The organism is Mesorhizobium sp. M0768, assembly GCF_040320195.1.
Lineage (GTDB): Bacteria > Pseudomonadota > Alphaproteobacteria > Rhizobiales > Rhizobiaceae > Mesorhizobium.
This window is the reverse complement of sequence record NZ_JAMYPD010000021.1, coordinates 20025-40132: the sequence shown is the minus strand read 5'-3', so window position 1 is coordinate 40132 and position 20108 is coordinate 20025. Positions and strand designations below refer to the sequence as shown.

15 protein-coding genes, 1 tRNA gene and 1 pseudogene are annotated in these 20108 nt (G+C 63.9%); 12 read left to right on the top strand and 5 right to left on the bottom strand.

The window, feature by feature from the left end; all coding sequences use genetic code 11:
* Nucleotides 1-103 precede the first annotated feature (103 nt).
* Together NKI08_RS23520 and NKI08_RS23515 are read left to right on the top strand one after the other, a co-directional pair.
* Nucleotides 104-2293: an anthranilate synthase gene (locus NKI08_RS23520; RefSeq protein WP_352450549.1), complete on the top strand. Its 2190-nt coding sequence runs from the start codon at nt 104-106 to the stop codon at nt 2291-2293.
* Nucleotides 2294-2325: 32 nt separating this feature from the next.
* Nucleotides 2326-3255 (top strand): cation diffusion facilitator family transporter, encoded by a 930-nt coding sequence (locus NKI08_RS23515; RefSeq protein WP_502899661.1) that lies wholly within the window; start codon nt 2326-2328, stop codon nt 3253-3255.
* Nucleotides 3256-3341: 86 nt separating this feature from the next.
* Here the strand turns inward: NKI08_RS23515 and NKI08_RS23510 are convergent, their stop codons facing one another.
* Nucleotides 3342-4430: a hypothetical protein gene (locus NKI08_RS23510; protein WP_352772512.1), complete on the bottom strand. Its 1089-nt coding sequence runs from the start codon at nt 4428-4430 to the stop codon at nt 3342-3344.
* 101 nt (nt 4431-4531) lie between these two features.
* Here NKI08_RS23510 and NKI08_RS23505 point away from each other — a divergent pair, with 101 nt between their 5' ends.
* The 6 genes from NKI08_RS23505 (at nt 4532) to NKI08_RS23480 (ending at nt 11013) form a co-directional block, all read left to right on the top strand.
* A complete protein-coding gene (locus NKI08_RS23505) occupies nt 4532-4984 on the top strand; it encodes a DsrE family protein (protein WP_352450551.1) in 453 nt (150 codons plus the stop codon).
* A 177-nt stretch (nt 4985-5161) separates the two neighbouring features.
* Nucleotides 5162-5959 (top strand): SDR family NAD(P)-dependent oxidoreductase, encoded by a 798-nt coding sequence (locus NKI08_RS23500; protein ID WP_352478045.1) that lies wholly within the window; start codon nt 5162-5164, stop codon nt 5957-5959.
* Between the two features lie 49 nt (nt 5960-6008).
* Nucleotides 6009-6314 (top strand): putative quinol monooxygenase, encoded by a 306-nt coding sequence (locus tag NKI08_RS23495; protein WP_352683881.1) that lies wholly within the window; start codon nt 6009-6011, stop codon nt 6312-6314.
* Nucleotides 6315-6442: 128 nt separating this feature from the next.
* Nucleotides 6443-7531: an AbrB family transcriptional regulator gene (locus NKI08_RS23490; RefSeq protein WP_352540978.1), complete on the top strand. Its 1089-nt coding sequence runs from the start codon at nt 6443-6445 to the stop codon at nt 7529-7531.
* Between the two features lie 180 nt (nt 7532-7711).
* A complete protein-coding gene (locus NKI08_RS23485) occupies nt 7712-9799 on the top strand; it encodes a TonB-dependent siderophore receptor (protein WP_352772507.1) in 2088 nt (695 codons plus the stop codon).
* Nucleotides 9799-11013 (top strand): MFS transporter, encoded by a 1215-nt coding sequence (locus NKI08_RS23480; RefSeq protein ID WP_352540976.1) that lies wholly within the window; start codon nt 9799-9801, stop codon nt 11011-11013. Before NKI08_RS23485 ends, NKI08_RS23480 begins: the two co-directional genes overlap by 1 nt.
* 20 nt (nt 11014-11033) lie before the next feature.
* On the opposite strand, the gene NKI08_RS23475 is transcribed toward NKI08_RS23480, so the two are convergent.
* On the bottom strand, nt 11034-12110 hold the full coding sequence (locus tag NKI08_RS23475; protein WP_352772504.1) for a siderophore-interacting protein: 1077 nt from the start codon (nt 12108-12110) through the stop codon (nt 11034-11036).
* A 203-nt stretch (nt 12111-12313) separates the two neighbouring features.
* Nucleotides 12314-12399 (bottom strand) — tRNA-OTHER (locus NKI08_RS23470).
* A gap of 78 nt (nt 12400-12477) precedes the next feature.
* Here NKI08_RS23470 and NKI08_RS23465 point away from each other — a divergent pair.
* Nucleotides 12478-12595: pseudogene (locus tag NKI08_RS23465) on the top strand (IS5/IS1182 family transposase); the annotation flags it as partial.
* A gap of 33 nt (nt 12596-12628) precedes the next feature.
* Here the strand turns inward: NKI08_RS23465 and NKI08_RS23460 are convergent.
* Both NKI08_RS23460 and NKI08_RS23455 read right to left on the bottom strand, forming a co-directional pair.
* Nucleotides 12629-13405 (bottom strand): esterase family protein, encoded by a 777-nt coding sequence (locus NKI08_RS23460; protein WP_352743330.1) that lies wholly within the window; start codon nt 13403-13405, stop codon nt 12629-12631.
* A gap of 4 nt (nt 13406-13409) precedes the next feature.
* The gene (locus NKI08_RS23455) at nt 13410-14576 is read right to left on the bottom strand and encodes an ATP-grasp domain-containing protein (RefSeq protein WP_352772501.1); all 1167 of its coding nucleotides are present in this window, start codon (nt 14574-14576) and stop codon (nt 13410-13412) included.
* 751 nt (nt 14577-15327) lie between these two features.
* On the opposite strand from NKI08_RS23455, the gene leuA reads away from it, so the two are divergent.
* The 3 genes from leuA (at nt 15328) to NKI08_RS23440 (ending at nt 20035) form a co-directional block, all read left to right on the top strand.
* Nucleotides 15328-17064 carry a 2-isopropylmalate synthase gene (gene leuA, locus NKI08_RS23450; RefSeq protein WP_352772498.1) on the top strand — a complete coding sequence of 579 codons (1737 nt, stop codon included), beginning with the start codon at nt 15328-15330 and terminating at the stop codon, nt 17062-17064.
* Between the two features lie 143 nt (nt 17065-17207).
* Entirely contained in the window at nt 17208-19004 is a 1797-nt protein-coding gene (locus tag NKI08_RS23445; RefSeq protein ID WP_352772495.1) for a tetratricopeptide repeat protein, read from the top strand.
* Nucleotides 19005-19231: 227 nt separating this feature from the next.
* Nucleotides 19232-20035 carry an alpha/beta fold hydrolase gene (locus NKI08_RS23440; RefSeq protein ID WP_352772492.1) on the top strand — a complete coding sequence of 268 codons (804 nt, stop codon included), beginning with the start codon at nt 19232-19234 and terminating at the stop codon, nt 20033-20035.
* Nucleotides 20036-20108: the final 73 nt, after the last annotated feature.

Below are 20108 nucleotides of genomic sequence, written 5' to 3'. Positions count from 1 at the left end.
CGCGTGACAATAGAGGGTGGCCGCAGCGGAATGTCCGGGCGGCCATTTGTTTTTTCAAGCCATTCCCGGGTCCGTTGCCCCAAAAACGCTGATGGAGACGGCAATGACGACGAAAATTCTGGAGAATGGCGCCGAGCGCTTCGTCACGGCGGGTGGCGTGGCGATTACCCGCCAGCGCCATGACCGGCCTTACGAGGGGGCGATCGACGGCTATGTCGATGGCCTGAATTCGCGCCGCGGCGCCGTGTTTTCCTCGAATTACGAATATCCCGGCCGCTATACGCGCTGGGACACCGCCATCATCGATCCGCCGGTGGTGATCTCGGCACGCGGCCGCGCCATGCGCATCGAGGCGCTGAACCGCCGCGGCGACGTGCTTTTGCCGGTGATCGGCGCGGTGCTTGCCGGCCTTGACGATGTCACGATCGCCGAGACGTCCAACAAACTCATCCGCCTTGAGGTCGCCAAGCCCGATCGTATCTTCACTGAAGAGGAACGCAGCCGCGTTCCCTCCGTCTTCACCGTGCTGCGCGCCATCACGGCTTTGTTCAAGACCGAGGAAGACGCCAATCTCGGCCTCTATGGCGCCTTCGGCTACGACCTCGCCTTCCAGTTCGATCCGGTCGACTACAAGCTCGAGCGCAAGCCAAGCCAGCGCGATCTCGTGCTGTTCCTGCCCGACGAGATCCTCGTCGTCGACCACTATTCGACCAAGGCCTGGACCGACCGCTACGACTATTCCGGCGATGGCTTCTCGACCGAAGGCCTGCCGCGCGACGAAATCGTCGAGCCGTTCAGGACCGCCGACCGCATCCCGCCGCGCGGCGACCACGAGCCCGGCGAATATGCCAAGCTGGTGCGCAAGGCGATGAAGAGCTTCGAGCGCGGCGACCTGTTCGAAGTGGTGCCGGGGCAGATGTTCTACGAACGCTGCGAAACCCAGCCCTCCGAGATTTCCCGCAAGCTGAAGAGCATCAACCCTTCGCCCTATTCCTTCTTCATCAATCTCGGCGAGGGCGAATATCTGATCGGCGCCTCGCCGGAAATGTTCGTGCGCGTCAACGGCCGCCGCGTCGAGACCTGCCCGATCTCCGGCACCATCAAGCGCGGTGACGACGCCATCTCCGACAGCGAGCAGATCCTGAAGCTGCTCAATTCGAAGAAGGACGAATCCGAACTCACCATGTGCTCGGACGTCGACCGCAACGACAAGTCGAGGGTCTGCGAGCCGGGCTCGGTGCGCGTCATCGGCCGCCGCCAGATCGAAATGTACTCGCGCCTGATCCACACCGTCGACCACATCGAGGGGCGGCTGCGCGAAGGCATGGACGCCTTCGACGCCTTTCTGTCGCATGCCTGGGCGGTCACCGTCACCGGCGCGCCGAAATTATGGGCCATGCGCTTCATCGAGCAGAACGAGAAGAGCCCGCGCGCCTGGTATGGCGGGGCGATCGGCATGGTCAATTTCAACGGTGACATGAACACCGGCCTGACGCTTCGCACCATTCGCATCAAGGACGGCATCGCCGAGGTGCGCGCCGGCGCCACGCTGCTCTTCGACAGCATTCCCGAGGAAGAAGAAGCCGAAACCGAACTGAAGGCATCCGCCATGCTCTCCGCCATCCGCGACGCCAAATCAGGCAATGCCGCCAGCACCGAACGCAGCACCGCGCGTGTCGGCGACGGCGTCAACATCCTGCTGGTCGACCACGAGGACTCCTTCGTCCATACGCTCGCCAACTATTTCCGCCAGACCGGCGCCAACGTCTCGACGGTGCGCACGCCGGTGCCGGACGAGATCTTCGACCGGCTGAAGCCAAACCTGGTCGTGCTGTCGCCCGGCCCCGGCACACCGAAGGACTTCGACTGCGCCGCCACCATCAAGCGGGCCCGTGCGCGCGACCTGCCGATCTTCGGCGTCTGCCTCGGGCTGCAGGCGCTGGCCGAGGCTTATGGCGGCGAGCTGCGCCAACTGCACATCCCGATGCACGGCAAGCCGTCGCGCATCCGCGTGTCGAAGCCGGGCATCATCTTCTCCGGCCTGCCCAAGGAGGTGACGGTCGGCCGCTATCATTCGATCTTTGCAGATCCGGTGCGGCTGCCCGATGGTTTTGTCGTCACCGCCGAGACCGAGGACGGCATCATCATGGCCTTCGAGCACCGCAAGGAGCCGATCGCCGCAGTGCAGTTCCACCCGGAGTCGATCATGACGCTCGGCCACAATGCCGGCATGCGCATCATCGAGAACATCGTCGCGCACCTGCCGCGCAAGGCCAAGGAAAAGGCCGCTTAATTCGAGGGCTCAGTGTTGGGATCTTTTCCCCAGTGACCGCGGCGGAAATCAAAGCCGCCGCCAGGCAGAAGGTCGCCAGCCTCGCCTTCTGGTCGATCGTCGTCGCCTGCGTCGTGCTCGGCCTGAAGCTGGTGGCCTGGTACGTCACCGGTTCGGTCGCGCTTTATTCGGACGCGCTGGAATCGATCGTCAACGTCATTGCCTCTGCCGCCGCCTATTGGGCGATCCAGGTCAGCTACAAGCCAGCCGACCAGGACCATCCGTTCGGCCACCACAAGGCCGAGTATTTCTCGGCCGTCCTCGAAGGCGTGCTGATCGTGCTTGCCGCCTTGCTGATCCTCAATGAGGTCTGGTGGTCCTGGCACCATCCCGCCCTGCTGGAACAGCCATGGACCGGCCTTGCCGTCAATGGCGTCGCAACGGTCATCAACGCCGTCTGGGCCTTGACGCTGATCCGCACCGGCCGAAGCGAAAAATCGCCGGCTCTCGTTGCCGACGGCAGGCACATCATGACCGACGTGGCGACCTCGGTCGGTGTGTTCATCGGCCTGGTCGGCGCCGTGCTGACCGGCTGGCAGGTTCTCGATCCGGCTCTTGCCGTGATCGTGGCGCTGAACATCCTGTGGCAGGGCTGGCACGTCATCGGCTCGTCGATGAACGGGCTGATGGACCGCGCCGTCGACACCCAGGAACATATCCGCATACGCGACATCATCTCGGCCAATTGCAAGGGCGCGCTCGAGGTCCACGACCTGAAGACGCGCATCGCCGGCCGCGCCACCTTCATCGAGTTCCACCTGGTCGTCGACGCCGACATGTCGGTCGGCGCCAGCCACGTCATCTGCGACCGCATCGAAGACGCGCTGCAGGCCGAAATCCCTTCCGTGCGGGTCATCATCCATGTCGAACCCGACGACGAAGCGAAACTGCCCAAAGGCACGACGGCCGTGCCGTTCGCGTGAGGCGATAGCGGGATGCCGCCATCCAAAACCTTGAGGTCGGCGGGACAGCACCCCCTCTGTCCCGCCGGCATCGCGTCTTTGAACTGCTACAGCCCGCAGGCAGCCTGCGGCATCGGCTCCAGCCGGTAGACTTTGTCGTCGGAGCTGGTGTCGCCTTCCGCCGCTTTCGAGCACAGATCGATGATCGACAGGCCGCTGTTCGGGTTGGCCAGCATCATCGTGCCGTTGGCGCCGCGGCGAAGGAAGACCTCCCTTTGCGCGATGCCACAGGACGCAGCACCCGTCTTCGCGCTCGCCGCGCAGCGCCACTGGTCGCCCTCGCCCTGACAGTTATAGACCTGCGTGACCTTGGCCGATTTCTGCCGCGTGGTAACCGAAACAGCGATATCGGCGCCGCTTGGCCAAGTGGCCGGATCGCCCTCCTTGGCGAAAGACGCCAGCTCGACCGCTCCGCGGAAAACCCTGATCGACTGGGTCAGCTGGTCGGGATGCGAGCCGAGATGCCCGGCGTCGTAGTCGCGTCCGTAGCAGAAGGGCTGGTCCGGCTTCAGCCGCTCGCGCAATGGCGGGCCAAGTGCCGGGTCGATCGGGTCGATGCGCGCGAACTCCGCCTTGCAGGTGGCGGCCGGCATCGGGTCGAGCCTGAAGCCGTTATCGTCCTTGCCCAGCGCCTGCCTTTCGTACTCCGCCTTGCCGAGCTCGTCTTCCGAGCCGGCGTCGAGATAGAGGTCGGGCTGCACGTCCGAGACGATCAGCCGGCCTTTGTCGTCGACCTTCAGCGAAGCCATGGTGCGGTCGCAGTCCATGCCGCAACGGATCGGGCCGGTCTTGCCGTCCTCCGACTCATGACTGCACCAGCCGCCAAGCCATTCAGGCGCCTTGGCGCCGCGCACCGTCGTCGCCATGAAGCCATTGTAGGAGGAATCGACGCCGGTGCTTGGCTCCTCGTTCGGCCGGCTGACCGGATCGCGGCCGTAATAGAAAAAGATGCGCGTCACCTTCTGCTGCGGATGCGACTTGAGATGCGCGGCGTCATAGACGCGGCCGAAGCAGGCGTCCTTGCCGTCGGGGCTGAGCTCGGTGAGTTTGAGCGTGTCATCGGCGAAAGCAGAGCCGGCGACGGCGGCAAGCAAGGCAACCCCAACTCCGGCGCCCATCACGGTCCTTGATATCATGCTGGCTCCCCCTGCCCCGACAAGACGTCGCTTCAATTTATGCTAGGATCGAGGCCGAGGCCACGCAATTTGCGCCGGCCGGCCAAATGGGAGATGAAGCCATGCGACGCCGCGATATTTTCCGCGTCGGTCTTGCCGGGGCCGCCGGGCTTTTCGGGCTGCGCCCCACCAAGGCGGCAGCCATTGAAGTCAAGGCCGTCGAAGAGGAAAGGCAAAAGGTCGCCTATCACCTCAGCGATCTCGACAAGGTCAATTTCGTGCTCGGCAACATCAAGAACCACTTCGAAGGCACCGACGGCAAGGTCGACATCGCGCTTGTCGTGCACGGCCCAGCACTTGCCGCCTTCAAGTCGAAGGGCATATCGGCCGCCATTTCCGGGCGGTTCGCCGGCCTTGTCCAGGATGGGCTCAGCCCGCACGCTTGCGCCAATACCATGCACGGCATGGATATCGGCCTGGCCGACCTGCTCGACGGCTTCCATGCAGCCGACAGGGGCGGCGTCGTCAAGCTCGCCGAATTGCAACGCCAGGGCTACGCCTATCTCAGGCCATAGGGCAATTCCAGGAAAAGCGTGAAACGGTTTTCCGTCCGGAATTGCGTCAAGACCAAGACAAAGAGGGAGCGGTTCGCCGTTTCCGTGAAACGGTGAACCGCTCTAGACTTTTACGGACTTGAACGCGAGGACTGCGAAGGCTTACGAAGAGCAGGCAGAGTCCCCGGAGGAATAGACGTGCCAGCCACCACCACCCTTGTCAGCCCCTCTCTGGTCATCCCCGACCTTGCCGGAAAGGCGGTCCTGGTCACCGGCGCCTCGACCGGCATCGGCGCGGCGCTTGCACTTGCCTATGCCGCGCAGAAATGCCGCGTCGCGCTGCATTACAATTCGAGCCGCGCGGCTGCCGAAAACCTGGCCGCGACCATTCGCAACGGCGGCGGCGACGTGTTCCTCGCCCAGGGCGATTTCTCGATCCCCGCCGATGTCGAGCGCGTCGTCGAGGACAGTGCGCAACATTTCGGCCGGCTCGACGGCCTCGTCAACAATGCCGGCGGCATGCTCGGCCGCGTGCCCTATGCCGAGCAGACCGAGGCGCATTACGACGCGGTGATGGACCTCAACGCGCGTTCCGTGCTGACAGCTTCGCGCAAGGCAATCCCATGGCTGAAGCGGCAGGGCGGCTTCATCGTCAACACCTCCTCGATCGCCGCGCGCAACGGCGCCGGTGGCGGCGCCGGCCTTTACGGCTCGGCCAAGGCCTTCGTCTCCAACGTCACGCGCGGCATGGCCAAGGAGCTGATCGGGTTCAACATCCGCGTCAACGCGGTGGCGCCCGGCACGATCGCGACACCTTTCCACGAGCGCTACTCGACCGACGACCAGATGAAAGGCATGATCGCCACCATCCCGCAGGGCCGCGCCGGCACCGCGGAGGACTGTGTCGGCGCCTATCTGTTCCTCTCCTCCGATCTGTTGAGCGGCTACATCATCGGCCAGGTGATCGAGGTCAATGGCGGGCAGTTGATGCCGTAGACGGCGAACTGCATACTCCCGGTTGCGTCATCTCAACGGAGCAAAGCGAATGTACGGACTGATCGGCAAGATGCGGGCGATGCGCGGCCAGCGTGACGCAATGATGGATATCCTGCTCGCCAGCACCGGTGCCATGCCCGGCTGCCTGAACTACATCATCGCCACCGACCCGGCCGATGCCGACGCGATCTGGGTGACCGAAGTGTGGACCGACGCCGAAAGCCACAAGGCTTCGCTGCAGCTGCCCGAAGTCCAGGCGGCAATCGCCAAGGCACGGCCGATCATCGCCGGCTTCGAGTTCCAGGTGGAGACGCATCCTGTTGGCGGGTTCGGCTTACCGGCGAAGGCGGGATAGAGGGAGAGGCCGGTAGGCCAGAGGGGCGCGCGAAGGATCGCTGCGGATGGTTGGTGCCATTACCACCCAAGCCCTTTTCCGCGCAAAAAGGGTTCGCATTTTTTCGCGACCGGTCTAAGAGCCCATCTATGGATTCCTCCCCGAACCCGCCGGCCATCGAGCACCTGGCGCGGATCCACAAGGCCTGGCAGTGGCCCGTCCTGGTGGTGGTCTCGGTGCTGTTTGCCGGCGCGCTGGAGCTCGCCGCCCTGCCCGCCGCGCTCTTGATCGGACCGATGCTGGCGGCCATAGCTGCCGGCACCAACGGCGCCACGGTGCGTGTGCCGCGGGTTCTGTTCGGCTCAGCCCAGGCGGTCGTCGGCTGCCTGGTCGCCAGTTCCATCTCGGCCGATATCTTTCCCGTCTTCTACAGGGAATGGCCGCTGTTCCTTGGCGTCGTGATGGCGACGGTCGCGGCATCCAGCCTGCTCGGCTGGCTGATCAGCCGCTGGCGCATCCTGCCCGGCACCACCGCGGTCTGGGGCTCGTCGCCGGGCGCCGCCACCGCCATGGTGCTGATGGCCGGTGCCTTCGGCGCCGACCAGCGCCTCGTCGCCTTTATGCTGTATCTGCGCGTCATCTGCGTCTCGATGACGGCAGCCCTGGTGGCCAAGCTCTGGGTCGACACCTCGGGCATCGAGGTGCCGGGCATCGTCTGGTTTCCGCCGATAGACCCGCAAGGCTTGGCCGCAACATTCGGCGTGGCGCTGGTTGGCGGCCTCGCCGGAAAGCTTTTCCGGCTGCCGTCGCCGTTATTCCTCGGCACCTTCATTTTCGGCACCGTGATCCATCTCGGGCTCGGCGTGACCATGCAGTTGCCGCCCTGGCTGCTTGCCTTGAGCTATACGATGATCGGCTGGAGCATCGGCCTGAATTTCACCAGGGCCATTCTGCGCCACGCGGCCCGCGCGCTGCCGCAGATCGTCGGCTCGATCATTGCCCTGATCGTCTTTTGCGGCGGCCTCGCCTTCCTGATCAGCCGCCTGCTCGGCATCGATCCGCTGACCGCCTATCTGGCAACCAGCCCCGGCGGCATGGACAGCGTCGCCATCATCGCCGCCGCCGCACAGCATGTCGACATCTCCTTCGTCATGGCGCTGCAATCGGCACGCTTCCTGATCGTGCTTCTGGTCGGCCCAAGCGTGGCGCGGCTGGTGGCGAGAAGCCTCAAACCATAGCAGCTCGCCTCTCCCTGATTGGTAGCCTTTTCTTGAAACCGGTCGCACTTTGCTGTCGCCGACCGTATCGGGCCAGCACCCGCACGAGCTCAAAAAATAACTTGACTCAAATACTCAGATTTGAGAGCCCCTTCCGTCAATGTACGGAAGAGTGGAGACGAGTTGATGCGGAAACGGACGATGACATGGCTCCTGGGGTTATCACTGCCGGGCAGCGTTGCCCTGCTCGGCCTGTCCGGGCCGGCTCACGCTCAGGACCAGGGCGGCGTCACGGTTCTCAACAAGATCGAGGTCGATGCCGAGAGCGACGAGATCCTCGTGCAGGACGGCTATGTCGCCAAGAAGGACCGCATCGGCACCAAGACTGACACGCCGATGGTCAAGGTTCCACAAGCCGTTTCGGTTGTGACGCAAAAGCAGATCGAGGACCAGAAGCCACGCACGCTGAACGAATCGCTCGGCTATGTCGCAAGCGCCAATCCCAACAGCTTCGGCTTCGACACCCGCTACGACGCCTTCTTCCTGCGCGGCTTCCAGGCCTTTTACAACGGCATGTTCCGCGACGGGCTGCGCCAGTACAACGGCCCCTCGGCCTGGTTCAAGACCGAGCCCTACGGCATCGAGGGCGTCACCATCCTGAAGGGTCCGGCCTCCTCGCTTTACGGCATCAGCGGTCCGGGCGGCATCGTCAATCTGGTCACCAAGCGCCCCAAGGAAGAACAGTTCCGCGAAATCGAAATGCTGCTAGGCGAACACAATCGCTTCCAGGCCGCACTCGACGCTTCCGGCCCGGTGAACGACGACGGCAGCATTCTCTACCGCTTCACCAGCCTCGGCCGCACCAGCGACACCGACCTGCCCGGTTATCCCGACGACAAGATCTATCTGGCGCCGGCCGTCACCTTCAAGCCGGACGAGGATACCAGGCTGACCATCCTCGGCGAATATTCGAAATCCGTCACCGGCGGCACCGCTGCCTTCTACAATTCAGGCGGCGCTCTGACGAACCTCTACGAGGGCGATCCCGCCTGGAACGACTTCGACCAGACCCAGGGCCGCATCGGCTACGAGTTCGAGCACCGTTTCAACGACGTGCTGACGGTCCGGCAGAACCTTCGCTACAGCGCCGTCGACAGCGACATCGAATATAGCGGTCATTACCCGGACGGCGTGGATCTGAAACGCTATTGGGGTCACTACACCGAGACCATGAAGAACTTCGTCGTCGACAACATGGCGCAGTTCGAATTCGATACCGGCCAGGTCAGGCACACGGCGGTAGCCGGCATCGACTACGCCTGGTCGAACTATGACGCCGGCAGCGGTATCTCCTATGTCTCCGTCGACGACATCAAGGCCGCTCCGGTTCCTTACTCTGGCGGGCAGGAGATGAACCAGCTCGGCGCCTATCTGCATGACCAGATGGAGTGGAACGATTTCACCCTGTTCGCCAGCGGTCGCTACGACTGGGCCGACACCACCTCGACCGCCGCCGACTTCACCAGGTCCAAGCAGGACGACAGTGCCCTTTCCGGCCGGCTCGGCCTGTCCTACCAGACCGAATGGGGCATCACGCCCTATGTCAACTATTCGACGTCGTTCTCGCCCAATATCGGCTTCGTCTATGACGATGTCAGCAGCCCTGTCGGTCGCGTCGCCCGTCCGACCATTGCGACGCAGAAGGAAATCGGCGTCAAATACGAATTTGCCGACTATAACGCCGCCGTCAGCGCCGCTCTGTTCGACATCGACCAGAAGGATGGCGTCGTCTTCGACGCCTCAACCGGCATCAACAAGCAGCGCCAGCTCGACCTGAACTCGCGCGGCGTCGAGCTGGAAGCCAGCGCTTCGCTCGACAACGGTCTCAGCATACTCTCCTCCTACACCTATCTGCGCGTGAAAATCGAACGCGGCGCCACGGGAACCGCAGGCAAGGAACTGTCGGCGACGCCAAATCACATCCTGTCGCTCTGGGGGCAGTACCAGTTCGAGGACGGCACGCTGCAGGGGCTCGGGCTGGGCAGCGGCGTTCGCGTCGCCGGCTCGAGCTATGGCGATGACACCAACACCTTCAAGAACGATGCGCGCGCCTTCGTCGACGCCTCGCTCTCCTACGATTTCGGCTACCGCAATCCCAAACTCGAGGGCGTGAAGCTGCAGGTCAACGCCAAGAACGTGTTCGACACTCAAAAACCCATCTGCTCGGCCGGCTATTGCTACCGCGACGAGGGCCGCTCGCTGTTCGCCAGCCTGCGCTACCGCTTCTAATGTCGATCGCCGTTTCCAGCCGGGCATCGACGCCTGTCGCGATCGTCCTGGCGATCGGCGGGCTCTACGTCGCGCAGAGCGTAATCGGCGGCATCACCTGGGCGGGCCTGCCGGCGGTGATGCGCGACCAGGGCCTGCCGCTCGACCGGATCGGCCTGGTTTCGCTGATCGCGCTGCCATGGGCGCTCAAGTTTCTATGGGCGCCGGCCGTCGAGCGCTATCGGCTGCCGCCGGTCGGCAAGAACCGCACCGGCACGATCGTCGCCGCCGGTGGGCTTGCGTCCATCGCCGGGCTGTGGGCCGTCGGCGCGCTCGGCCCGGAGGCCTGGTGGCCGGTCCTGGCCTGCCTGACCATCGTCGCCTTCGCCGCCTCGACGGTCGACATTGCCTGCGATGGTTTCGCCGTGCAGAGCCTGGCCAGGGAAAACCACGGTTGGGGCAATGCCGCGCAGGTCGGCGGCGCCTATCTCGGCTCGGCCATCGGCGCCGGCCTGTTTCTGCTTCTGGTCGACGCTTATGGCTGGCGCATCGCCGTTTGGGCGATGGCCTTGCTGCTCCTGCCGCTCGGCCTCCCCTTCCTGCTCGGCGCGGCCGGCCGCGCGCGCGAGGAGACGCGCGAGCATGTTCCCAGCCTCCTCGACGCGTTGAAGCGTCCCGAAATTCGGCGCGGCCTGGCAGCGTCGGCCATCTATGTCCTGGCCCAGAAGGCGGCACTCGCCATGCTCGGACCATTCCTGATCGACGCCGGGCTCGACCTCTCGATGGTCGGACTTGTCAACGGCGTCGGCAGCATGTTCGTCGGCCTGGCTGCCGCACTCGCCGGCGGCGCTCTCGTCAAATGGTTCGGCCCGCGCAACGTGCTCGTCCTGGCGCTTTTCCTGCAGGCCGGATCGCTGTTCTTCCTTTCGGTCTTCGATTTTCTTGGTGGCTTCTCGACCACCGCTTTGATGGCCATCGCGGTGCTCAGCTCGTCCGGCTTCATGGCTCTCGGTTTCGTCGCGCTTTACGCGCAGTTCATGCGCTGGTCAGATCCAAGACAGGCGGGCGTCGACTTCACGCTGTTCCAGTGCATGGACGCACTGATGAGCATGGCCGGCGGGATCGCGGCCGGCTACGCCGCGCAGTATTTCGGCTATGGCGCGTTCTTCGCAGGCGCCGGCCTCGTCGCGCTTCTGGCCGCACCGGCGATCGCCTTCGTATCCGACCGCGGCTGACCGCGGAGCATCGTCGCGCGCTATTCTTCGCTGCCGTCCGCCGCTTGCGCCCCGCGGCGCCAGTAGGCGGTGACCAGGTGCCGGTCGCGCGGCACACCCCATTCCTTGCGGACGATCCTGCGGATCTCGCGGAAATCGCCGAACTCGCATCCGGCCCAGACATAGAGATTGTCGGCAAGCGCGGTCCGGCTCCGCTGCTGCAGCACCGCCGGTAACAGCCTGGCTGTACCGGCCTCGCGCCCATGCCGATAGAGCCAGGTGACGGCAACGGCCTCGCCCGCGGCCAGCGGCATCCGATCGTCGGGACCATCGACCTCGATGAACGCTTCGGCGCGGGTTGACGGCGAAAGCTGCTCCAGGATCCTGCCGATCGCCGGAAGCGCGGTGTCGTCGCCGAGCAGCAGCAGGTTTTGCGCCTCGGGCACGCCGCCTCCGCCCGGTCCGATCATGCCGATGATCTCGCCGGCAACTGCCTTTTCGGCGAAAGCGGCCGCCGGCGTCTCCATACCGGGGTGGAGGACGAAATCGACATCCAGCCAGCCGCTTGCGGCGTCCAGTGCCCGGATCGTGTAGACCCGCACGACGAGCGCGTCCTTGCCCGACGGCCAGACCATCAGGCCGTCGGCGCCCATCGACGGCCACACCGGCAGCCTGCCGCGCGGCGGCAGCAGCAGCCGCACATGCAGGCCGCCACGGCCAAAGCGGCCGAGATCGTTGCCGGTGAAGCGGACGCGCTGCATATGCGGAGAAATCCGCGTCGAGGACAGCACCGTGATCTCGCGGAAGAACACCGGCGTGCCGGCATCGCTGCCGTCGCCCTGCCAGGCGATGCCCCTGGTCGTGCCGAGATGTTGCGAAAAATGGCCGGCGACCGCCATCTTCATGTAGGACAGGCAGGTTTCATCCTCGGCCGCGACGCGGATCAGCACGTTGTCGTCACCGAGCGTCGCCTTCAACGAGCCGTAGTGCGTGCGAAATTCCCAATGATCGGCAAAGCCGGTATCGATCTCGGATTCGCCGTGCTCGGCGCGCAGCCTGTCCATCACCGACCGGATGGCGGCACCGCTGATCCGGGTTTGCGCACTCAATTGCTCCATCGCTCAGCCTTTCGATGCCGTTGAATTCGAGATCGCCATACGGCGTCCTCGCCACGCCGGAATGCCACAGCCGGCCTGGCGTTTCCACTAAAAGATGATAAGTGTAGTCATGTTTTTAAATCAGGCTGAAGGGAAGTCCATTTGCAGGCCGCATCACCTAGATATCGACATGCAATAGGTCGTGAACTCGTAAAACGGGGCGTCGCCAGCGGCAGGGATCGAACCCGCACCTGAACCAAGAGGCTCAGGATCACTGTGGTGATACGTTTACCAATTCCGTCACGCTGGCACCTGCCTCGTAGCGCAAATTTGCGCGGATTGCCATTCGAGGCTTCTCTTGTGGCGTCCGAGCCGATTCAGCGTCGGCATGAGCCGATACGACCTGCCCGACTTCGAGTGGCGTGATCGAGCCGCTCCTGCCCAACAAGCCGCCAGGCGTGCCGCGTGTGGATGATCGCCGCGTGCTGAACGACATCTTCTCAAGGCGACTGTGGCTGCGCTTATGAGTCTACGGTAATCTAATCCAGCCGGTGCATCAGATCGTCGTCCAGCCAGCGAGCGAAGAAATAGACCAGTTGCTTGTGCCACCACGGCCAGTCATGCGCGACATCGCCGCCCCAATAGTCGACCCAGGCCGGAATCGACTTGTCACGCAGGATCTGTTCCAGCGCCTGCGTATCGGCCAGCATCCGTTCCTCCCAGGCACCCTGCCCGCAGCAGAAGATCAGCCGCAGCGCCTTCAGCCTGACGAGCAGCCCCGGATCGACGATACCCGGCAGGTAGTCGAGCGGCGAGTTGAAGAAAATCTGTCCGTCGAGCGCATTGCCGAAGAAATCGTGGGTCGAGTAAACCCCCGACAGCGCGATGACGCCGCTGGCCAGTTCCGGAAAGCGGAAGACGAAATTCGACGAATGGTAGCCGCCCATCGAGCAGCCGCAAAACAGCGGCTTCAGCGTACGCCCGCCATTGGCCTCGGCTGCGACAGACAGGAGTTCCGGCAGCGCCTCCTCGCGCACATAGCGGAAATACGCTTCATGCCGGGCGATGCGATGGGCCGGCTCGGCATGGCGGTCGAAGAAGGATTCCGCATCGATGCCGTCCAGCGTGAACAACTGGATGCGACCGGTGTCGACGAACTCGGCGAGAGCCGAGACGGCGCCGGAATCCTCGAACTGGTAGAACCGCCCTTGCGAAGTCGGGAACACAACCACGGGTCGGCCGGCATGGCCGTAGCGCTTGTATTCCATGTCGCGGCCGAGGTTGCGGCCAAAACCCTTGTGGTAGGAAACGTCCATCGCCTCACGCCTTTTCCGCATGGATGTAGTCGACCGCCCGGCGCAGCGCCTTCGGGTCGGTGGAGCGCAGCTGATAGGCGTAGTTTCCCATGGCGCGGCTGAAAACCTCCTCGATGGCGTGATGATGGACGATCATGTCGCCATGGGTGGCCAGCACGTCGGCATGGCTGTGCACATAGTTGAGGTGCCGCTTGCGGCTGGCATAGGCGGTGAAATACTTGCCCCTGTAAGGGCCGCCGGCGGCGTCCTTGACCACCATGTCGGCCCAGGCGGCATAAACATCGATATCGAAGGTGTAATTGATGGCATCGGTCATCCAGGCGCCAGGCGGCCGCATGTTGACCTCCAGCGCGATGACCCGGTCGTCCCTGGTTTCGAACAGCTCGATGTGGAAGAAGCGCTCGCGCACGTCGAACGCCTTGAGGATTTTCCTGCCGGCCTCCTCGACCGCCCGGCTGATCTCGGGAAAACAGACATAGCTCATATGGCGGTCGCGGTTGACCACCTCCATGACGCTCTGGTCGTAGCGGTGGCTGGCGGCCAGCACCACCTCGCCGTCGCGGTTGACCAGCCCGTCATAGGTCACCACCAGTCCTTCGATGAATTGCTCCATGACGAAGCTGACGCCTTCCGGCTTGTCCCTGAAGAAGCTGTCGAGTTCGCCGGCGTTGGAGATTTTGAAAGTGTTCGAGGCGCCGGAGCCGGAATCCGGCTTCACCACCACGGGATAGCCGACACGTCGGATGAAGGTCATGGCGCCGGCGCGGTCGGAGCATTTGCGTTGCGGGATGGTTTCGACGCCGCTCTTGCGGAAGAACGCCCGCATGCGGCTCTTGCGTTTCAAATTCTTGACGAAGTCGAGCTTGGTGCCGAAGATGTTGAAGTCGGTGCGGATATTGGCTTCCAGCTCCAGCCAATGCTCGTTGAGCGATTCGAACCGGTCGACGCGGCCCCATTTGTGGATGAAGTGGCCGATCGCCCGGAACACCGGATCGTACTCCTCCATGTCGTCGATGCGGTAATATTCCGAAAGGGCTGCCTTCAATTTGCCGTCCAGCGCATCGAACGGGGCGTCGCCAATGCCGAGCACGGTGGCGCCGGCCTTCTTCAGCCGGTCGCAGAAATCGGCGCCATTGGCTGGAAAATGCGGCGAGAAGAACACGAAGTTCATGGACGATCCCTCCCGGCGGCGAGCCATCGCACCCCGCCGACAATCGACTCTGGCGCATTTGCCGGGCTCGGGGAAGAGCAACTGGATCAGGTGAGCGGCTGGGTCCGCGAAAGGTGACGCCAAAACCGTGAAATAAAAAACCCGCCTCGACAGCGGGTCCTCGGCGCCAGTCAGCACCATACGCAAGTTAGTAGCATAGCTGCCGGCACAAAGCAAGAACAAAGTTGCTGTAATCAGGAAAAATCGGGATAGGTGGCTCGGCGAAGCCGAGACGGAGAGGGGACTGCGCCCTACGAAGGCCCCCTCTCCGGCCGCGGAGCCTGTCTTCGGGCTTGCCGAAGGCAAGACCCGTGGGCGACCACCTCTCTCCCATTTCGCGACGGCGCGGAACCCCGGTCTTGAGGCTGGATCGGCAGCTTCTGCGACAGCGAGGCCCCCACTTGCCTCGCTTTGCCCGCTCCTGTATGAAATCCGCCATGAGCCCGCGCGCCACCTCTTTTGCGTCCCGTCCGACCGGCATTGCCGGTCAGACCGTTCGCGCGCTTGCCTCCTCCCTGCTGCTTCTCGGCCTTATCGGCGATCGCCGGGTTCGCTGAAGGAGCGCCCGGCGGTCGAATTCGCCGCTCACGCGCACGCTCCTTGGCCAGTCACAAATTGGCACGTCACATCAAGCGAACGAAATTCTGGTAAAGGCGCCGCTCGCCACCAATCCGCCTGAAGCTGGATCCGCGAGCCGCCGGGAGAAAAGACGATGAACGCACGAGAAGATATCCGTCTGAATGTAGAGGAAACCGCCAAGCCCGCGCGGGGCATGCCGGATGCTGCCCGCAAGTACCAGCCCTATCCGACCGTCGGTCTTGCCGATCGCACCTGGCCTTCGAAAGTGATCGACAAGGCGCCGATCTGGTGCTCGGTCGACCTGCGCGACGGCAACCAGGCGCTGATCGATCCGATGGGCCAGGAACGCAAGGCGCGCATGTTCGCCCTGCTGCTCGACATGGGCTTCAAGGAGATCGAGATCGGCTTCCCGTCGGCCTCGCAGACCGACTTCGATTTCGCCCGCTGGTGCATCGAACAAGGCAACGTGCCCGCCGACGTCTCGCTGCAGGTGCTGGTGCAGTGCCGGCCGGAACTGATCACCCGCACTTTCGAGGCGCTGAAGGGCGCCACCAACCCGATCGTCCATTTCTATAACTCGACCAGCGAATTGCAGCGCCGCGTCGTCTTCGAGAAGGACGTCGCCGGCATCAAGCGCATCGCCACCGATGCGGCCAAGATGATCACCGACATGGCGGCCAAGGCCGGCGGCGGCTACCGTTTCGAATATTCGCCGGAGAGCTTTACCGGCACCGAGCTCGAAGTGGCGCTGGAGATCTGCAACGCGGTCACCGAGATCGTCAAGCCGACGGCGGAGAACAAGCTGATCATCAACCTGCCCTCCACGGTCGAGATGTCAACGCCCAACATCTACGCCGACCGCATCGAATGGATGTGCCGCAAGCTCGACAACCGCGAGAACCTGTTGATCTCGCTGCATCCGCACAATGACCGCGGCACCGGCATCGCCACCACCGAACTCGGCCTGATGGCGGGCGCCGACCGCGTCGAAGGCACGCTGTTCGGCAATGGCGAGCGCACCGGCAATGTCGACATCGTGACGCTGGCGCTCAACATGTACACGCAAGGCGTCGATCCCGGGCTCGACTGCTCCGACATCAACCGCATGAAGGACGTCTACGAATACTCCAACCAGCTGAAGATCCCCGAGCGCCATCCCTATGTCGGCGAGCTCGTCTACACCGCCTTTTCCGGCTCGCACCAGGACGCTATCAACAAGGGCATGAAGGCGCTGCGCAAGGCCAACACGCCGCACTGGGAGGTGCCCTATCTGCCGATCGACCCGGCCGATGTCGGCCGCAGCTATGAAGCCATCATCCGCATCAACTCGCAGTCCGGCAAGGGCGGCATCGCCTATGTGCTGCATGCGGATTACGGCCTCAACCTGCCGCGCAACCTGCAGATCGAGTTCAGCCAGGCCATCCAGGCGATCACCGACGCCGAAGGCAAGGAGGTGCCGGCCAGGCGCATCTACGAGCGCTTCCTCGACACCTATGTCGACCAGCCCGGCGCGCGGCTGAAGTTCCTCGACCACCACACCTACCCCGACACCGAGGTCAGGGGCCGGCGCGTGGTTGAAGCGGTGATCCTCGACAGGGGCAAGGAGGTGACCATATCGGGCACCGGCACCGGCCCGATCGACGGCTTCGTCGATGCGCTGTCGCGCCATGTCGGGGTGCCGATGTCGGTGCTCGATTATTCCGAGCATTCCATGCAGCGCGGCTCGAATGCCTCGGCCATTTCCTATGTCGAGATGGAACATCCGGGCGGCAAGCTGTTCGGCGCCGGCATCAACACCAACATCGTCGCCGCGTCGCTCGAAGCCGTGGTTTCGGCCGCCAACCGCATCGTCGGCCGAAAGGGCGGCTAGCCGGGACTGCCAGGCCCGCGCATCAGCCCACCGGAAATTTTATCCGGTGGGTACGCTATCGCACCATAAGCACATGCTTGTAAGGCGCCGCCAGCGCGATATGATTGTACCTCAACCTGTGCCGAATTCGAAGGGATCGACACTTGCAGCATACCACGCCTGCCGCCCCCGCAGTGCGCGAAACGCTGGAGCGATTGCTTGCCAGCGAAACGTTCGGACGATCCGAGCGCGCGCGCAAGCTGCTCCGCTACCTGGTCGAGCGCGAGCAGGCAGGCGAAGCCGACAGGCTCAAGGGCTTCTCCATCGCGATGGACGTGTTCGGCAAGGACGGCGATTTCGATCCGTCGACCGATGCGGTGGTGCGGGTGCAGGCCGGCAGGCTGCGCGAGCTTCTGCAGCAGTATTTCGCCAATGAGGGCGTTGCCGAACCGGTCCGCATCGCCATTCCGCGCGGCGGCTATGTTCCGTCCTACGAACTCAACGCCATTCGCTTGCCGGCGGAGGTGGAGCCCAAGGCAGAAAGCAAGCCGGAGCTGGCAACAGAGGAAGCGGCGACGACCGCCCCGCCCGGATCGCTGGAGGACGCCCGCAACCGGGCACATCCGGCCGCATTGCTGAGCGTTCCAGCCGTCGCCCCTGCTGCTCCTTCGCTGCAACGCCATTTGCAGTTCTTCTGGCTGGCGATCGCGCTGGTCATCCTCATGATGGGTGTGCTGATCCTTCGCCAGGGTAGCGTGGTATTGCTGACCGGTGGCGACACGGCGGTCGAGACCGCGGTGGCGACCGGCAGCATAGCAGCGCCTCCGGTTGAAAACCTCCCCCAGGTCTACATCGCCATCAAGGCCGACAGCGACCTGGCTCGCCGTGTCGCCGCATCGCTGCGCGCCGGCCTCAGCGGCTTCGATACCATCAATTTCATCGGCCGTGATGCCGACAGCCCGCCCGATCCAGTAACCGACGCCGCCAGCTTCGTATTCGATGTCCTGCCCGGGCCGCGTAGCGGCGACATCATGCTCGAGCTGCAAAGCGTGGCGACCGGCCGCGTGCTGCTCTCACGCAACCTGACCGCCGGCGACAGCGCGAACACCGCCATCGAGGACCAGATCTCCGGCATTTTGACCTCGGCTCTTCCCGCCTCGGGCACGATCTACAACTACATCGAGCAGAGCGGCATCCAGACCGGGCTGACGGCGTGTCTGGTGCTCAACGGCAAATATTATCTCGACCAGAATGCCCAGACGCACGAAGCCGCCTACCGCTGCCTCGAAGATCTTGCCAACCGGGAGGCGAAGTCGTCGCTCGTCTATTCGGAACTCGCGTCCTTGCATCTCGAAGCGGTCACCGACCACTATCCCTACCCCGCCGACGCGACGATCGACAAAGCCATGACGTTTGCCCATCGCGCCATCCAGATGGGCCCGACCAGCCCCTACGCGCACCGCGCCCTTGGTTACCTCAATTCGCGCATGGGCGATTCCGCGGAATCGATCCGCTGGATGCGCAAGGCCTATGAGCTCAATCCCTACGATCTCGCAATGGCCGCCGCCTTCGGCTACGGGCTGGTTTTCGCCGGCAAGTACAGCGAGGGCGCCCCGATCCTTGCTCACGCGGTGGACATCGCCAGCGCCCATCCGACATGGTGGGATTACGGGCTGTTCGCCGGAGAGTTCATGATGGGCGACATGAACAGGGCCACGCTTGCCAGCGACGGCTTGCGAACGACTGAAATGAAATCGCATTATCTGGCGGCGCGGCTGATCGGCGCCAAGGCTGCCGGCCGCGAGAAGCTGGCGAGCAGGCTGCTGCAGGAACTGACCACCAAATTTCCGAAATTCGCAGCCGATCCGCGCACAACCTTCGTCGAGCGAAGATATCCCGCCGATCTGACCAACCGGCTGGTGGAGGCCCTGCGTGCCGCCGGGCTTGGCGGCGCCAGCTGACGTCTCCCGGCGCGTGCACGACGTCAGGTGATCGCGAAGATTTTACTGGCCATCCGGACGGCCAAAGCGCAATTCAGACACAATTTGAACCGGCCAATCTGATGCCCCATAGGTCTGATCCCGCATAGGCTGATCTCCACATAAGTCTGACCCCCGCAAAAGACTGATCCCCGCATAAGACCGCCCCGGCATCCTGATTGATTCCGGCACCAAGCCATAAAGTTTGCATGATCCCTTCCCTTTACGCCGCCGAACGGGGCACCGGCCCGACAACGATTGCCTTCCTGCATGGTTTCGGTGGCTGCCACGACGACTGGCGCGATATGGCCGAGTCTCTGGCGCCCGGCGCGCGGACCCTGGCCTATGATCTGCCGGGACATGGGCTGTCGCTCGATTTTCCGGGCGGCGGTCCGGCCAGGATTGCAGCCAGTGCCGTCCTTGCGGATCTTTCCGCTCGCGGGATAAAGCGGGCCCATCTCGTCGGTCATTCGATGGGCGGCGCGGTGGCCGCCCTGATGGCATTGAGCGAGCCCGAAAGAATGGCGTCGCTGACGCTGCTGGCGCCGGGCGGTTTCGGTCCTGAGATCAATGGTCCGCTGCTGCGTCGCTACGCCGCCGCTGCCGGCATGGATGAAATCCGCGCCTGTCTTGCCGCCATGTCGGGACCGCAAAGCCGGCTGCCGCAGCATAGGGTCGAACTCGTCAGCGAGATGCGCCGGCGGCCCGGCCAGTTGCGTACACTTGTCGAGCTCGCAGCCGCCATGACCAGGGATGATCGGCAAGGCGTCATCCCGAACGAGCGGCTTGAAACGCTGAATATGCCAATCATGGTGGTTTGGGGAACCGACGACGCGATGCTGCCCGTCAGCCAGGCGGACAGCGTGCCGAAGCATTTTCATCTGCACCACGTGCTGGAAGCCGGCCATATGCTGGTCCAGGAAGCGCCCGGCCTGGTCGTCGAGGCCGTCCGTCGCAATATGCGGCGCCGCAGCAGGCGACTTCGTCCAGGATTCGCCGCTGCGGCGAGCTGATCGGTCTTGGCGCAGGCACGGCGGCGGCGCTTGTGCTCATCCAGCGAACCCCTTGCCGGCCCATCGATCTCGC

Bases quoted from the DNA above. Each gene is read 5' to 3' on its own strand.
- NKI08_RS23505 (WP_352450551.1), top strand. From the start codon at position 4,532: ATGCGACGCCGCGATATTTTCCGCGTCGGTCTTGCCGGGGCCGCCGGG.
- NKI08_RS23475 (WP_352772504.1), bottom strand. From the start codon at position 12,110: ATGGAGCAATTGAGTGCGCAAACCCGGATCAGCGGTGCCGCCATCCGG.
- NKI08_RS23490 (WP_352540978.1), top strand. From the start codon at position 6,443: ATGGATTCCTCCCCGAACCCGCCGGCCATCGAGCACCTGGCGCGGATC.
- NKI08_RS23480 (WP_352540976.1), top strand. From the start codon at position 9,799: ATGTCGATCGCCGTTTCCAGCCGGGCATCGACGCCTGTCGCGATCGTC.
- NKI08_RS23485 (WP_352772507.1), top strand. From the start codon at position 7,712: ATGACATGGCTCCTGGGGTTATCACTGCCGGGCAGCGTTGCCCTGCTC.
- NKI08_RS23440 (WP_352772492.1), top strand. From the start codon at position 19,232: ATGATCCCTTCCCTTTACGCCGCCGAACGGGGCACCGGCCCGACAACG.
- NKI08_RS23510 (WP_352772512.1), bottom strand. From the start codon at position 4,430: ATGATATCAAGGACCGTGATGGGCGCCGGAGTTGGGGTTGCCTTGCTT.
- NKI08_RS23460 (WP_352743330.1), bottom strand. From the start codon at position 13,405: ATGGACGTTTCCTACCACAAGGGTTTTGGCCGCAACCTCGGCCGCGAC.
- leuA (WP_352772498.1), top strand. From the start codon at position 15,328: ATGAACGCACGAGAAGATATCCGTCTGAATGTAGAGGAAACCGCCAAG.
- NKI08_RS23495 (WP_352683881.1), top strand. From the start codon at position 6,009: ATGTACGGACTGATCGGCAAGATGCGGGCGATGCGCGGCCAGCGTGAC.
- NKI08_RS23520 (WP_352450549.1), top strand. From the start codon at position 104: ATGACGACGAAAATTCTGGAGAATGGCGCCGAGCGCTTCGTCACGGCG.
- NKI08_RS23455 (WP_352772501.1), bottom strand. From the start codon at position 14,576: ATGAACTTCGTGTTCTTCTCGCCGCATTTTCCAGCCAATGGCGCCGAT.